The sequence below is a fragment of the Streptomyces sp. NBRC 110028 genome, from assembly GCF_001417735.1.
Classification (GTDB): Bacteria; Actinomycetota; Actinomycetes; order Streptomycetales; family Streptomycetaceae; genus Streptomyces.
The window spans coordinates 14699-29757 of sequence record NZ_BBUZ01000046.1; the positions used below are offsets into that span (position 1 = coordinate 14699).

A 15059-nucleotide genomic window follows, 5' to 3' on the forward strand; every position below is an offset into this window, starting at 1 on the left:
CAACTCCGTTATGCCTTGTGATACTTGACGCGCGGGCTCAGCTCACGGCGGCCCGAATGGCGGCCCCGGCCTCACCGGTGGTGAGCGTGCCGCCGAGGTCGGGGGTGCACCGGCGGGCGGCCAGGGTGGCGCGCACGGCGTCGCGCAGCGCGTCGGCCTCGGCGGTGAACCCCCGGTCGCGCAGCATCAGGGCGGCGCTCAGCACCGCGCCGGCGGGGTTGGCCAGCCCCTTGCCGACGATGTCCGGGGCGCTGCCGTGCACCGGCTCGTACAGCCCCGCCCCGGTCACCGGGTTGATGTTCGCCGACGCCGCCGTGCCCAGGCCACCCGCCAGCTCGGCGGTCAGATCGCTGAGGATGTCGCCGTAGGAGTTGTTGGTGACGATCACATCGAAGGACGGGGCGTCGGTGACCAGCCGCATCGCGGCCGCGTCCACGTACAGGTGGCTGGAATCCAGGTCGGGGTGGCGCTCCCGGGCCTCCCGCCAGCAGCGCTGCCAGAGCCGTCCGCCGGAGCGCACCGCGTTGGACTTGTCCACCATGCACACCGAACGGCGGGCGATGGAGTAGGCGTACTCGATCACCCGGGAGACCCCCAGGTAGGTGCTCACGTCCTGGTCGATGGCGACCTCGTCCGTGGTGCCCGCGCGCAGCGTGCCACCGATGCCGGAGTAGAGGCCCTCGGTGTTCTCGCGCACGACGGCGCAGTCGATGGCCCGCTTGGACTCGGTGCGCAGCGGGCTGAGCCGCTCGTCGAGCAGGACGGCCGGCCGGTAGTTGACGAACAGGTCCAGCTCGGTGCGCATCCTGAGCAGCACGCCGCGGGCATACTCCGTCGAGGTGACCCGGGGGTCCCCCACCGCGCCGAACAGCACGGTGCCCGCCGTGCGGATCCGTTCGAGTTCGTCGTCCGTCATGGCCACGCCGCTCTCCAGGAAGCGGCCGCCGTTGATGTCCTCCATGAAGGTGAACTCCAGGCCGAGACCGAGCTCCTGGAGGACCTTGACGGCTTCCTCGGTCACTTCGGGGCCGATGCCGTCCCCGGGTATCACAACGATGTTCTGCACAGTCCGTCCGTCCTCAGGTTCGATCGTGATCCTCGGTACCGGCACGCTGCGCCCAGCCTCCCGCCCCGGCGGGGGTGGTCACCATGTCTTTAAGGAGGCGGCAAATATGGCAGGTTGGCCCCGGGCGGCGCGGTTTCCGCAGCAGTGCGGTCGACCCGGAAGATGCAGTTCTCTGCACCTCGGAACGGGAGATCACACTCCTCCGCGGGCCCCGGACCGTGCGTACAGTTCCAGATGTCGGCGCAGCCGCGCCCGACACCCACCTCGTACCGCACGGGAATCGGCGATGACACAGACCTCGGGTTGGAAGCCAGGCAAGGAACGGCCGTTGTGGCCGTGGATACTGCTGGTCATCATCGCGGTGGGCGCCTGCATCAACGTCGCCCTCACCGTCTGAGCTGTGCCGGGGCACGCCGCGCGGAGGGGTCCTCCCCTCCGCGCGGTCACGGACCCTCAGATGCCGCTCGGCGAAATCCGATCAGGCGGCCACATCGTGATAGAGCAAGGCACTTCCCAGCGGTGTCAGTGAATGCTGGACTTTGTTCAATGTGCGTATCGTGGTGATCAGCCCCGCCTTTCGCAGCACACCGGTGTGCTGACTGGCAGCCGCCGCGGAGATTCCCACCCTTTCCCCGAGTTCCGTCGTGGTGCAGCTGTCGGTCAGGGCCCTGAGGACGGCCGCTCTCGTCCGGCCCAGCAAGGCGCCCAGCGCGTTTTCGTTGCTGTACGCGTGCTCGGTGCTGTCACCGGAGTCCCACAGCGGGGCGGCCCACGTCTGCTTCACCGGTATCGGGTAGACCAGCATCGGCCGGTCCGCGTCTTCGTGGTCGGCGAAGAGGACGGGCTGTCTGGAGTGCAGGAAAAGGGCGGGCACGAGCAGCAGTCCGTCCTTTTCAAGCAGCACGTCCGCACCGGTCCCCGGCACCTCCAGCACCGGTGACTCCCAGCGGAGGGAGGGGTGGAGGGTGCTCATCAGCCTGTCCACGCCCCCGCTGAGCAGGAGTTGACCGCGGGCCGCGCGGTCGACCTCGAGCCGGCCGGCGATGCGCTTCCAGTACGGAGCGATGGCGGACCGGTAGAACGCCCCCAGGTCCTTGACGACCTGCGGCCTGCCGTCGGCGCTCACGGGATCGGTGACGGTATCCGATGCCTGGCGCACAAGACGGTAGATGTCCGGAAAGGGGCGGATCGTCTGGGCTAACGCGACCAGTTCGCGCGCACGAGGGACGGTGAGTGCCTTCTTTCGCCATCCGTCGAACATGGCTCCGCCCCGGCCCGTACAGAGCAGGTCCAGGGCAAAAAGAGCTTCGACGAGTTTTTCTGGACTCGCCGACATTCGTGTCCTCGCGAGACTTTCGTGCGTAAAACTGATGCGCCGCATACCCCCACCTCGACGACGACCTGCTGCCGCACAAGCGATTACTCGCCCGCGACGCTACCACGGCCTTCGGCCCACCGGCGATCTCTGCTCCAGGACCGACTCCGCCGCGCAACCGGCAGGTCATTTACGGGCATCCAGACAGGGAGTGATTGCCCGTCATACCCGGGAAGCCGCCTAGGCAAGCCGGTTAATTCGCGCGAGGCAAGCATGGATCAGACCGGGATCGGCGCCCGCGGCCATGTCGACGATCTCGCCCCGGCGCAAGAAGATCACACTGTCCGCGCGGGCCGCCGCGACCGGATCGTCGGTGACCATTACCGCGGTGAGCCTGCAGGAATCCACAATTCCGCGTAACCCGGCGGACAGCGCATTCATCTCCCGCACCGCACGGGAGCCCGGCTCGTGCGCGGCCAGCAGGAGCGCGGGGGCGGTGGCGGCCTCCCGTGCCACCGCCAACCGCTGCCGCGCCGCCGCCGACAGGGCGGCCACCCGCCTCCGCCGGCTCCACCACAACCCCGCGCCGTGATATACCCGCGACAGCACCGATGCGTCGGCATGTGACCCGCTCTGCTCCACGACCTCCCGGACCCGAGCCTGCCGGGGCAATTCTTCCACCGGCCCGACGAAGGCCGCTTCCGGTTTTTCTCCCGTACCCCAGCGCACACTTCCGGAGGTCGGCTTCACCATTCCCGCGATGACATTCAGCAACGCTGATTTCCCGGACCGGGGCGGGCCCATGACCGCGACGAATCGTCCGGGCCGGACGCCCAGTGTCACATTCCGCAGAACTCCGCTCCCCATCGCATCCCGACCGTTTATCATCGACATGCCGTCAAGAGGCAGAGCATCAAGGGACACATCGTCAAGAGCGAATGCCATGTCCGGGCGGCCGACAGGGTCCGGGTATTCCACGTGCCCCGCCATCTATGCACCTTAACCAGTAGAACGGCATGCTTCCGAAACCCCCGGAAAAGAAGCGGCTGACGAGGAGAATCTACTGTCTTTCGAGGGTTCTGAACATGGTGCAGGCACCCCGCTGCGGGTGCAGCCAACAGTACCCCGGCGGGGTGAGCGAGGCCTCTCTCGGCCTCCGGCCGTCAGCGGCGGGCCGCTCCGGGCGGATAGACATGGAAGCCGCGGCCGGTCTTGCGTCCCAAGTGGCCCTGGGCGGTCAGGCCGACCAGCAGGTCACAGGGTTCGAAGCGGGCGTCGCCGGTGCATTCGAGAAGGACGTGCAGGGAGTCCACCACCGTGTCCAGGCCGATGAGGTCGGCCGTGCGGAGCGGGCCCATGGCATGGCCGAAACACTCCTGGAAGATCTGGTCCACCGAGGCCGCGTCCGCCGTGCCTTCCTGCACGACTCCCGCGGCGTCGTTGACCGTGGCCATCAGCACCCGGTTGGACACGAACCCGGGCGCGTCCGCGACCACGATCCCCTTCTTCCCCATGGCCGCGAGCAGTTCCCGGGTGCGGCGCACGGTCCCGGGCTCCGTCTCCGGGCCCCTGATCACCTCGACGGCGTCCTTCAGCGGCGCCGGGTTCATGAAGTGCGTGCCGATGACGAGACCGGGCCGCTTCGTGCAGGAGGCCAGGTGGGACACCGGAATGGCCGAGGTGCAGGTCGCGAGGACGGCATCGGGTGCGCAGACCGCGTCCAGATCCCGGAAGACGCTCTCCTTGACCGGGATGCTCTCCCGGGTGCACTCGATCACGAAGCGCGCGTCGCGGAGTTCTTCCAGCCGGCCCGCCCAGCTCACCCGCTCCTCCGCGGGCGGCCGGGAAGCGGCCGGGGGCCGTCGGCGCAGCATGCGGGTGAGCCGGAGCCCGTCCCGGAGCCGGGTGGGGCCGCTGGTCACGGCCCTGGGGTCGGCGTCCACGACCACCACCTCGTAACCGGCCTCGGCCGCGCACTGGGCCACGCCGACCCCCATCGTTCCCGCGCCCACGACTCCCACCACGAAGGGCGGGGACACGGTCTGGTGCTCGGTCATCGAAGAACGTCCTTTCCTGTGGTGACGACGCGTACCGGACCGTCCGTGGCGGGCGGTGCCCCACCGCCCGCGTACCCCAGGAGCATCCCGTCGGCGGTCCGCTCGACCACCTCGAATCCGCTGAATCTGAGGGTGACGAGCATGACGCGGTTGACGTCGGTGGGGATGAACTCGGCGGTGGGACGACGGCCCGCGGCCAGGGCGTCGCGCACGAAGTGACCGAGCAGGGCGGGTCCCACGCCGCGTGACATCACCCGGCAGGACAGCAGCAGCAGCTTGAGCGTGCTGGTCCCCTCGCCCAGTTCGGTGAGCGCGAGCCCGATGGTCCCGTACGAGCCGAAGCGGTCCGTCAGATCGGCGACGAGCACCTCATGGCGGGGCGAGGCGCACAGGCTCCGCAGCTCCTCCATGCCGTAGGTGCGGCCGGTGGTGTTGAGCTGATGGGTGCGCACGGTCAATTCGCCGGCTCGTACGAGGTCGTCCTCGATGGCCCGGCGTACGGTCAGCACGAGGTCGAGCGAGGCCAGGAACCGCGCGGGTGGGCCGGTGTGGCTCTCCTGGGCCTGGCGGCGGCGCGTTTCGCGGCGGTAGAGCAGACGGCGCTCGCGGGACTCCGCCGTCACCGACGGAACCTGGAATTCCGGCAGTTCGGGCAGGGTGCCCGCGTCCCGCGCGGGGTAGTGGCGCACCATGGGCAGCGCCGCGGCGACCTCGGCGCGCTCCAGTGGGTCGTTGTCGATGAAGGCGAGGGTGTCGACGCCGATGCCCAGGGTGTCGGCGATCCTGCGCACCGCCCGGGACTTCGCTCCCCAGCCGATCTCCAGGACGGTGAAGAGCTCGTCCAGTCCGTGAGCGGCCAGATGCGCGGTGGCGAGGTCGTGGTCGCCGCGGCTGGCCACCGCGTGCAGGATGCCGCGCTCGTCCAGGGCGCGCAGGGTGGCGACCGCGCCGGGGAAGGGCGCGGGCTGGTCGCCTTCCAGTACCGCGCCCTCCCACAGGGTGTCGTCCAGGTCCCAGACCAGGCACTTCACCGTCGCTGCCGGGGCCGATGGCGCGGTGGGGTCCGGTGCCTCGGGGGTCCCTGCCGTGGGGTCCGGTGTCATGGGGCGGTCTCCTGGGGCTCGCGGGTGGGGGCGGTCTGGCCGGGGCGGAATCCGTAGCGGCGCAGCAGCCGGTCGGCGATGTGCAGCTCCGCGACGTCCTCGGAGCCTTCGATGATCTGCATGACCTTGGCGTCCCGGTAGAAGCGCCCGGCGACGCTGTCGGGGGCGCAGCCGGCCGCGCCGAGGCTCTGGACCGCGCCGTGGCTCACCGAACTCGCCGCGCGGGCCGCCGCGTACTTGGCCGTGATGGTGCCGACCACGGCCTCCGGCGACCGGCTCGCCCGGAGCCGTGCGGCGCGCAGGCACAGTTCGCGGGCGGCCGTGGTCTCCACGGCGGCTCGTGCCAGCCTCGACCGGACCAGCTGGTGTTCCGCGAGCCGGACTCCGCCCTGCGTCCGGTGCACGATGTGCCGGGCGACCGTCTCCAGACAGGTTTCCGCCATCCCGAGGCATCCCCAGGCGACGGTGAAGCGGCCGTGGTCCAGTGCGGTCGCCGTGACGTGCGAGAGCCCGAGGCCGAAGGGGGCCACGAGGTTGCCCCGGGGCACCCGCACGCGGTCGAGGCGCAGATGGGCGATCTCCGCGGCCCGCATGCCGAGTTGGCCTTCGACGGGCTCCCTGGAGACGCCGGGGCGGTCCGCCTCGACCAGCACGGTGGTGGGACGGCCCGCCGCCGTTCCGAGCACCAGGAAGACATCGGCGGTCCGGCCGAAGGTGACCCATCTCTTGCGGCCGGTCACCACCAGCTGGTCGCCGTCCTCCTCGATCAGGGTGCCCACGGAGGCGAGGTCGGTGCCCGCCTCGGCCTCGGTGGCGGCGAATCCGGCGATCTCCCGTCCGGTGGCCCAGCGCGGCAGCCAGCGGGCGCGCTGCTGGTCGGTGCCCCAGCGGGAGAGGGCAGCGGAGACCATTCCCTGGACGGTGACCAGGCCGCGCAGGGCGCTGCACACGCCGCCGACCACCGCGCACAGTTCGCCCAGTTCGGTGGGGGTGCCTCCGAGCCCGCCGTGGCGGGCGGGGAGGTCGGCGCCCAACAGGCCGGTCTGCCCCAGGCGTTGCCGCACCTCGGCGGGCAGTGCTCCGTGGCGGTCCCAGTCGGCTGCCCGGTCCCGTACGGACTCCGCGAAGACCGCGGCCGCCCCGGTGATTCCGGCCGGGCCCGCGGGGGTCGCCGGGGCGGCCGGGGCCGCGGTGGCGGGCGGGGCGCTAGCGGCTCGTCTCATGGCTCGCCTCCGGGCAGCCGGACCCGTTTTTCCGCCGTATGAATGCGGCGATGCGGGCCGCGGTCCGAAAGTTGTCCAGATTCAGGTCGTCGACATCGACCGCGAGGTCAAATTTTTGTTCGGCGAAGGTCACCAGCTCCAGTGCGAACAGTGAGTCCGTCAGCCCCGTCGCGAAGTAGTCCTCATCGGGGCCTACCTCCTGACCGATAACGGAGGTGAGAAATCCCTGGATTTCTTCGGTCACAGTTGTCATGCCGCTTTTCTCCGCTCTTCAGAGATAGTGGACCCGATCTCCGTCATCACCGATCTCCACGAGCAGCAGGCTCCACGCCGCCACCGGGCTCATGTTGATGAGCACCGCTCGCTCGCCCTCGGCCAGTTCTTTGCTTTCCAGGCCCGAATAGAGGTTCAGAAGCACGTCTCCCGGACCCAGATGCCCGTAGTTTCGAAGGTTCTCGTGACAGGCCGGGATCAGCTCCGCGCCCAGCACGTCCGCCATGAAGGCGTGCCCGCCCGCGGAGAGGTTCTGCCCGATGTAGCCGCGGACGTCCCGCGGCCGCATTCCGTTGCGGTCCAGCAGGCGCCGCAGCAGGTCCCGGAGGCGGTTGCGCGACTCCACGGCCAGCCGGAAGGAGTACGCGGTGAGGTCCCGGCACTCCTCGCGCCAGTCGCCGGCCGGCCGGTCCCGGTAGGCGACGCGGAAGAGGTCCCAGTAGGCGCCGTTCGTCTCCTGGACCACGTCGAGGACCCGGACCAATCCGGTGCGGCCCAGCACGAGCGCCTGGCCGCCGTCCCCGTTGAGCGTGACGGGATGTCGGTAGCGGCCGGGCGTCGCCGGTTTGCTGCCGTGCGCGATGAGGATGTGCGTCAGCTCCTCGTCGGCGGCGAGCAGTCCGCGGGCCGCGAGCAGCGCCGGGGTGAGGGTGGCGCAGCCCAGTCCGCCCACCGAGAAGGCGAGCGCGCCGCTGACTTTCAGGGCCTCCTGGAGCCGGGTCGCCTCGGACGTCACCAGTTCCTCCGGGGCGCGCGGTTCGACCACGATCAGCGCGTCGACGTCCGCCGGACCGAGCCCGGCCCGTGCCATGACCTCCCGGGTGGCCCGGAGGGCGAGGTCATGGGCGCTCAGCTCGTCGTCCAGGCGCAGCCTCTCGATGCCGAGCGCGTCGTAGGTTTCGCGCTCCTGGTGGCTCAGGGTGGCGCGTTCGGGGAGGTCCGCGGTCTCCACGCGGCGCTCCGGCAGGTGCCAGGCGGCGGCCCGGATCGCGAGGGGTGCCGCCATGTCAGTCCTCCCCGGCGGCGAGTTCGGTGAACGCGTCGGCGAGGTGGTCGGCGAACTCCTCCATGCGGTCGCCGCGCAGTCGCCCGTCGTGCACCAGGTAGATGACCAGCTCGCCGTCCTGGACCATGCTGGACACCGCGACCGGCACATGGGCCAGCAGCGAGCGCTGCTCCACGACGAGCGGTACGGAGCGGATCCACGCCGGTCCCGCACCGATCTTCAGCGCTTCGCCACCGGTCGCGGTGTGCTCGACGAGGACCGGCGGCTCGGGCAGGGAGCAGATCCGGTCCGTGGCCGGGCTCCGGGGGCTGAGCTTGCGCAGGATGCCGTAGCCGACACCGTCGTGGGGCACCGCGCGCAGCTGCTCGGCGACCGCCGGAAGGGCCTCGGCGGAGCGCTGTCCCTCCGCGACCGGGAGCAGCACGGGGAAGGCGTTGGTGAACCAGCCGATCGAGCGTGACCGGCCGGTCGGCCGGTAGGCGTTCGGGGTCCCCTCCCCCACCGCCATCAGATAGGCGTCGGGGCGCCCCCGCCAGCGGCTCCACGCGCAGGCCACCGCGGCCATCGCCGCCTCGCGGCCCGCGCTGTTGCCCTCGCGCAGTGCGGTGGCGACCCGGTCGGCCGGGATGACGCGGCGCCATACGCCCTGGCCCGCGCCGGGACGGGGCGGCTGTTCGGCGTCCTCCGGCAGGCCGCCCGCGGTCCGGCCCGCCTCCATGACGACGGTCCAGTAGGTGGCTTCGCCCGCCAGTTCGTCGCCGGTCGCCATGGCCGTGAGATGGCGGCTCCAGGCGCTCCATCCGTCGCGCCCGCCGCTGTCGGGCGGCGGGATCTCCCCGGGCGTTCCCAGCGCGGAGTTGACGTCCTCCAGCAGCGGCACGAGTGAGATGTGGTCGTACGCGAAGTGGTGGACGACCAGGAGCAGCAGCCCGGTGCGGTCCGGGCCGCGGTCGTAGAAGCGGGCCCGCAGCATCGCTCCCCGGGCGGGGTCGACGTCCTTGATGAGGGCGTCCTTGTCGCCCTCCAGCACGGCGAGTTCGGCGTTTTCGCCCATCGCGGGCAGCACCTTGACGTCCATGACGTCGGGCGGTGCGGCGTCGGCGCGTTCGATCCAGCGGCTGATCGCGTTGTGGCGGAGGCGGAACCTGAGCGGTTCGTGCAGTTCCAGCAGTCGCGCGACCGCTCGGCGCACCAGGTCGGCCCGGATTCCGGCGGATGTCTCCAGGACCTCCGCCACGACGAAGTCCCGGGCGCCGTCGTCGGCGTGCTCCAGGAGGCTGTGCATGAGCGGGGTCAGCGGAATGGCCGCGTCGGCGGGCGGCTCGGGTGCGGTGCGGGTGCCGCCCGGCGGGGCGGGGGCCGTACCGGCGGCGAGGGCCCGCAGGGTGGGCCGGCGGAGGACGTCGTGCGGGGTGAGGGACAGTCCGGCGGTCTCCGCCCGGGCGGCGACGGCCACGCTCAGGATGGAGTCCCCGCCGATCTCGAAGAAGTTGTCGTCCGGGCCCACCGAGTCCCGGCCGAGGAGGTCGGCCCAGATCCGGCCGAGTATCCGCTCGGCGTCACCGTCCCCGGCCGGGGCGGCGGCCCCGGTTGCCGGTTCCGGCGCGTTCACCGATGTCGTCATCTCCACCATCCTCTTGCGGTCGGTCTTGCCGTTCGCCGTGCGTGGCAGGCGGGCGTACGTGGCGATCCGGGCGGGGACCATGTAGCCGGGGAGCCGTTCGGCCGCCCAGGCGGTCAGGGCGTCGGGGGCCGGGAGCCGGTCGCCCGCGAGGTGTGCGACGAGCTGGGTGGCGTCGGCGGCCCGGCCGTCGGGAAGCACCACCGCCTCCCGCACCGCGGGGTGTCCGAGCAGGACACGTTCGATCTCGGCCGGTTCGACGCGGTGGCCCCGGATCTCCACCTGCTGGTCGGCGCGGCCGAGGAACGCGAGGGAGCCGTCCGCCGCGAGGCGGGCGAGGTCGCCCGTCCGGTACATCCGGGCCCCGGGACCGGCGGCGAAGGGGTCGGGCAGGAAGCGGGCCGTGGTGTGGTCCGGCAGCCGGTGATAGCCGCGGCCCACGGCCGCCCCGCCCACGTATAGCTCGCCCTGCTCGCCCACGGCGCAGGGCTGTCCGTCCGGGCGCAGGACGCGGGCGGTGGCGTTGTCGATGGGGCGCCCGATCGCGGGCAGGCCGGCGTCCGGCCCGGGTGTCACCTCGGCCCAGGTGGAGACGACCGCGCACTCCGTCGGCCCGTACAGGTTCAGCGTGCGGAAGGGCGCCCCCGCCGGAGGGCGTACGCGCAGCCGGTCGCCGCCCACGCCCACCACCCGCAGCCGCACCCCGGGGACGTCGGGATACTCGCGCAGCACCACCTCGGCGAGCGGGGTCGGCAGGAAGGTGACGGTGATCCGCTGGTGTGCCATCCAGCGGAGCAGTTCCACCGGGGTCCGCATGGTGTCGTGCAGGACGTGGAGGGCCGCTCCGTGGGACAGGGCCGAGAGCGTCTCCAGGATGGCGCCGTCGAATCCGGGCGCGAAGACCTGCGCCACCCGGTCCCCGGGACCCAGCCCGGCTTCGGCGCCCCACCAGGTCGCCACGTTGAGCAGGGCGCGGTGGGTGATCTCGCAGCCGTGCGGGCGTCCGGTGGAACCGGAGGTGTAGGCGATGTACGCCAGATCACCGGGTGCGGTGTCGGGGTGGCCGGGGTGGCCGGGGTGATCGGCCTGCCCGTCGGGGGGCCGTACCTCGATACGGAGGAGGGGCGTGTCCGCGAGCGGCGGCTCCTGGCCCTCGCCCGCCACGATCAGGGGGCACTCCAGCCCGGCCAGCAGATCGGCCACGCGCTCGGCCGGGAGGGCCGGGTCCACCGGTACGAAGGCGCCGCCCGCCTTGAGCACACCGAGCCAGCCCGTCACCAGTTCCACCCCGCGCGCGGCGATGACCGGGACGGTGGCCCCCGTGGTGACACCGGCGGCGGCGAGCCGCCGGGCGAGCCGGTCGGCCAGCGCGTTCAGCTCGCGGTAGGTGTGGGTCCGGCCGGTGGCGGGGTCGACGACGGCGGGCCGGTCGGGGGCGGTCGCCGCCCAGTGCGCCACCGCCCGGTGCACCGGGCACGCCTCGCCGAGCGGCCGTTCGGGCCCGCTGAGCACGGCGGTGCCGGGCCCGCGGTGCGGCGCGTCCAGCAGCTCGGGCAGCGTGCGGTCCGGGCCGTCCATCGCGGCGCCCACCAGGTCCTGGAAGAGCCCGGCGAGCCGTTCCATCGTCGCCCGGTCGAACAGGTCGACGGCGTACTCCAGATAGCCGGTCATCGGGCCGTCGATCTCGTCGTTCACGCCGAGCGTGAGGTCGAGCTTGGCGGTCCCGGGAGCGATGCCGCCGAACGAACCACCGCCCGGGGCCACGGTGAGTCCGTCCGGCGCCTCGGAGTGGCTCGCGGTGTTCTGGTGGGTGTAGCCGACCGTGAACAGGGGGTGGCGGGAGGCGTCCCGCTCGGGCCCGAGGGCGGAGACGATCTTCCCGAAGGGGATCTCCTCGTGGTCCAGGGCGCCGGCCACCGTCTCGGCGCAGCGGCGCACCAGCTCGCGGAAGGTCATCCCGCCGTCGACCCTGGTGCGGAACGGCAGCAGGTTGTTGAAGTAGCCGATCAGCTCGTGGGTGTCGGGGTGGTACCGGCCGGAGGCCGCGGCCCCGACCACCACGTCCTCCTGGCCCGCCCACAGGTGCAGCAGGGCGTCGACGACGGCCAGCAGGGTGACGAAGGTGGTCACCCCCTCGTGCTTGCTGAACTCGCGCAGCGCGTGGGCGCGTTCCGGGCCGAGCGTGAACTCCAGCAGGTCGCCGTCGTGGGATTCGACGGACGGGCGCGGCCGGTCCAGGGGAAGCTCGGTGGCCTCCAGTCCGGCCAGCTGTCCGCGCCAGTAGCGCAGGCCCCGCTCCATCCGCTCCCCGTCGAGCCAGGACCGCTGCCAGCGGGCGAAGTCTCCGTATCCGACGGCCAGTTGGGGCAGCTGTGCGGGCCGGTTCGCCAGCCGGGCGGCGTAGCACTCGCCGAGGTCGCGGAAGAACACCGCGGGCGACCAGCCGTCGAAGACGATGTGGTGCCAGGTGCAGAGCAGGAGGTGGTCGTCCTCGGCCAGCTTCAGCAGCGTGGTGCGCATCAGGGGGCCGGTCGCCAGGTCGAAGGGGTGGCGGGCCTCCGCGTGGGCGATCCGCCGCGCCTCCGCCTCCCGCTCCGGCTCCGGCAGATGGCTGAGGTCGTCGATGATCAGCCCGGGGCCGGACGCGTCGAACCGCACGTACGGGCGGCCGTCCTCGTGCGGGATCCGGGTCCGCAGTACGTCGTGCCGCCGCACCACATCGCGCAGCGCCGCCCGGAGGGCGTCGTGGTCGAGCGGGCCGGTGTAGCGCAGATCACCGGGGATGTTGTACAGCGGGCCGGGCGGTGACAGCTTGTCGAGGTACCACAGCTGTTCCTGGTTGTAGGTGAGCGGGACGCGGTCCCCCGACGGTACGGGGACGATCGTCCAGTCGGCTCCGGGCGAACCGCCCCGGCGGCGCCCGGCGATCAGGGCGGCCGTCTCCTGGACCGTACGGTGCTCGTACAGGTCGGCGAAGGTGAGCCGGACGCCGAACCGGGCCTCGACCTGACGCAGCAGGGTGATGCCCGCGATGGACGTGCCGCCCAGCTCGAAGTAGTCGGACGTGGCGTCGATGCCGGGGGCGCCCAGGATGTCGCTCCAGATGGCGGCCACGGCCTGCCGGATCTCCGCCTCGTCCGCCTCGGGCGCGGGCGGCGCGGGGGCGGGTGCGGCGGCGGGGCGGGGCGGGGGCGCGTCCGCCCGCCGGCTTCCGTACCAGCAGGAGACGGGCTCGAACGGGTAGGTGGGCACCTCCGCGCGGAGGATGCGTCTGCCGTCGTAGTGGCGGTTCCAGTCGAGGTCCGCGCCCGCCTCGTAGAGGTGCGCGAGGGCGCCCAGGACGTCGTCGCGGCCCGCGTCGCCGATGAGCGGGACGATGGTGAGTTCGGGCGCGAGCTTTCCGATGCGCCGGGAGAGGGTGCCCTCGCGCCCGAGTTCGACGAGGAGGGCTCCGTCCCGGACGAAGTCCTTGACCGCCTTGCGGAGTCCGGCCTCGTCGACCTCGTCGGTGAGGGTGGCCTCGGCCGCTGCCGCCAGGGCACGGGCTGCCGGGAGCCGCCCGCGGGCGACCTGGACCGCGAGGTTCCCCGGGCCCGAGCCCACCAGCCGTCCCGTGTCCAGCCCCAGGGATTCCGCGAGGCGGTACAGCGCGTAGTGGTGGGTCAGCGGCGTCACCGCCCCGCCGCCGGGGCCGCCGGGGGTGCGCGCGCCGAAGGAGTCCTCGGCGTCGGCGAGTACGGGGAACTCCGTGCGCAGTGCCCGCCAGTACGCCCGGTCCGGGACACCTACGCCGCTGTCGCTGTCGCCGCCGCCGTCGCCGTCGCCGGAGAACAGCAGCACCACCGGCGGGTTCGCGGGTGCCTCGCGCTCGGGGAGGGTGGCGGTCCGCAGGGCGGTGGCCAGTCGGCCGATGTCGTCGGTGGCGCAGGCCCAGCGCCAGCGGTGGTCGTCCCGTCCGCGGTTGAGGGCGTGGGCCACGGTGGCCAGGTCGTGGTCCGTGCCGTCCAGGAAGTCGCTCAGGCCGCGGACGCGGCGGGCGAGCGCCGTGCGGGACGCCGCCGACACGGTGACCAGCTCGGTGGTGGCCGGGCCGGTCGCGGGGTCCGTGCCCCGGCGGGCGGGGGGTTCCTCGATGACGGCGTGGACATTGGTTCCGGTCAGGCCGAAGGAACTCAGCCCGGCGCGGCGCGGGAGCCCGTCCCCGGCCGGTGTCCAGGGCAGGGTCCGCGCGCTGACCCGGATCGGTCCCCCGGAGTCCACCAGGGCGTGGGCGTCCCGGAAGCGGGCGGTCGGGTACAGCGTCGTATGCCGCAGCCCGGCCAGCACCTTGAACAGACCGGCCATGCCCGCGGCGTGGTCCAGGTGTCCCACGTTGCCCTTGACGCTGCCGATCGGGAAGGGGGCCTCGGGGTGTTCCGGGACCCCGGCCGCCAGGAGGGCCTGGCGCACCCCGCTCACCTCGGCCAGATCGCCGAGCGGGGTGGCGGAGCCGTGGCCTTCGAGGTAGCCGGCGGTGGTCAGCGGCAGGCCCGCGTCCTGCCAGGCTGCGGTGATCAGTTCGGCCTGGGCGTCCTGGCTGGGTGCGCTCATGCTGGTGGCGCGGTAGCCGTTGTGGTTCACCGCGATGCCGCGCAGTACGGCGTGGATGTGATCGTCGTCGGCGAGGGCGTCGGTCAGCCGTTTGAGGACGACGAAGCCACCGCCCTCGCCGCCGACCCCGCCATTGGCCGCCGCGTCGAACGGACGGCACATCCCGTCGGGCGACTCGACGCCGGGCAGCGGTTCGTGGGTGGCCGAAGGCTGCGGCAGCGACTGGACGCTGACACCGCCCGCGATGGCCAACTCCGCTGTGTGTGCTCGTAGTTGATTGACAGCCAGGGCCAGTGCCGCCAGGCTTCCGCTGCACGCGGTGTCCACGGCGAGGACGGGCCCCGACAGGTCGAGGAGATAGGCGACGCGCGCCGCGACGGCGGAGGGGAGCGTGCCGAGGATCTGCTGCGGGTCGTCGTCGCGGAACAGCGTGGCGTAGGCGGGGTCCGGGGCGCTGAACACCACGGCCGTCGCCGTCCCCTTCAGGGAGCCGGGCGCGTAGCAGGCGTTCTCGACGGCCTGGTGCACCAGGTGGAGGGTGAGCCGCTGATGGGGGTCCATCAGCTCCGCCTCCCGGCGGGAGAGGCCGAAGAAGCGGTGGTCGAAGAGGTCGACGCGGTCGAGATAGCCCGAGGGCGCGTAGCCGGTGTCCGGGTCGCCGCCCGCGTACCGGACCCGGTCCGCGGTGGGCGCGCCCACGCTGACCCGGCCTTCGCGCAGGTTCTCGTGCAGGGTGTCGAAGTCTCCGGCCCCGGGCAGGGTGAACGCCGCCCCGATGATCGCGACCGCTTCCTGGTCCACGTGG

General features: G+C 72.3%; 9 protein-coding genes. All 9 read right to left on the reverse strand.

Annotated elements, in window-relative coordinates; genetic code table 11:
* Positions 1-37: 37 nt before the first annotated feature.
* The 9 genes from ASC60_RS33625 to ASC60_RS33665 all read right to left on the reverse strand — a co-directional run bounded on the left by ASC60_RS33625 (position 38) and on the right by ASC60_RS33665 (position 15055).
* Positions 38-1066, reverse strand: a complete 1029-nt coding sequence (locus ASC60_RS33625; RefSeq protein ID WP_055557494.1) for an isocitrate/isopropylmalate dehydrogenase family protein — start codon at positions 1064-1066, stop codon at positions 38-40.
* Positions 1067-1544: 478 nt separating this feature from the next.
* Positions 1545-2447: a winged helix-turn-helix domain-containing protein gene (locus ASC60_RS33630; protein ID WP_079038792.1), complete on the reverse strand. Its 903-nt coding sequence runs from the start codon at positions 2445-2447 to the stop codon at positions 1545-1547.
* 174 nt (positions 2448-2621) lie between these two features.
* The gene (locus ASC60_RS40140) at positions 2622-3371 is read right to left on the reverse strand and encodes an ATP-binding cassette domain-containing protein (protein WP_079038793.1); all 750 of its coding nucleotides are present in this window, start codon (positions 3369-3371) and stop codon (positions 2622-2624) included.
* A 173-nt stretch (positions 3372-3544) separates the two neighbouring features.
* The gene (locus ASC60_RS33640) at positions 3545-4438 is read right to left on the reverse strand and encodes a 3-hydroxyacyl-CoA dehydrogenase family protein (protein ID WP_055557497.1); all 894 of its coding nucleotides are present in this window, start codon (positions 4436-4438) and stop codon (positions 3545-3547) included.
* The gene (locus tag ASC60_RS33645) at positions 4435-5541 is read right to left on the reverse strand and encodes an HAD family hydrolase (protein ID WP_079038794.1); all 1107 of its coding nucleotides are present in this window, start codon (positions 5539-5541) and stop codon (positions 4435-4437) included. The genes ASC60_RS33640 and ASC60_RS33645 overlap by 4 nt, the downstream gene beginning before the upstream one ends.
* The gene (locus tag ASC60_RS33650; protein WP_079038795.1) at positions 5538-6764 is read right to left on the reverse strand and encodes an acyl-CoA dehydrogenase family protein; all 1227 of its coding nucleotides are present in this window, start codon (positions 6762-6764) and stop codon (positions 5538-5540) included. The genes ASC60_RS33645 and ASC60_RS33650 overlap by 4 nt, the downstream gene beginning before the upstream one ends.
* The gene (locus ASC60_RS33655; RefSeq protein ID WP_055557499.1) at positions 6748-7017 is read right to left on the reverse strand and encodes an acyl carrier protein; all 270 of its coding nucleotides are present in this window, start codon (positions 7015-7017) and stop codon (positions 6748-6750) included. The genes ASC60_RS33650 and ASC60_RS33655 overlap by 17 nt, the downstream gene beginning before the upstream one ends.
* Before the next feature lie 18 nt (positions 7018-7035).
* Positions 7036-8043, reverse strand: a complete 1008-nt coding sequence (locus ASC60_RS33660) for a 3-oxoacyl-ACP synthase (protein WP_055557500.1) — start codon at positions 8041-8043, stop codon at positions 7036-7038.
* A gap of 1 nt (position 8044) precedes the next feature.
* The gene (locus tag ASC60_RS33665; RefSeq protein ID WP_055557501.1) at positions 8045-15055 is read right to left on the reverse strand and encodes a non-ribosomal peptide synthetase; all 7011 of its coding nucleotides are present in this window, start codon (positions 15053-15055) and stop codon (positions 8045-8047) included.
* Between the last annotated feature and the right edge of the window lie 4 nt (positions 15056-15059).

Coding starts and splice junctions, on each gene's coding strand:
- ASC60_RS33630 (WP_079038792.1), bottom strand. CDS start 2,447: ATGCGGCGCATCAGTTTTACGCACGAAAGTCTCGCGAGGACACGAATG.
- ASC60_RS40140 (WP_079038793.1), bottom strand. CDS start 3,371: ATGGCGGGGCACGTGGAATACCCGGACCCTGTCGGCCGCCCGGACATG.
- ASC60_RS33645 (WP_079038794.1), bottom strand. CDS start 5,541: ATGACACCGGACCCCACGGCAGGGACCCCCGAGGCACCGGACCCCACC.
- ASC60_RS33660 (WP_055557500.1), bottom strand. CDS start 8,043: ATGGCGGCACCCCTCGCGATCCGGGCCGCCGCCTGGCACCTGCCGGAG.
- ASC60_RS33650 (WP_079038795.1), bottom strand. CDS start 6,764: ATGAGACGAGCCGCTAGCGCCCCGCCCGCCACCGCGGCCCCGGCCGCC.
- ASC60_RS33640 (WP_055557497.1), bottom strand. CDS start 4,438: ATGACCGAGCACCAGACCGTGTCCCCGCCCTTCGTGGTGGGAGTCGTG.
- ASC60_RS33655 (WP_055557499.1), bottom strand. CDS start 7,017: ATGACAACTGTGACCGAAGAAATCCAGGGATTTCTCACCTCCGTTATC.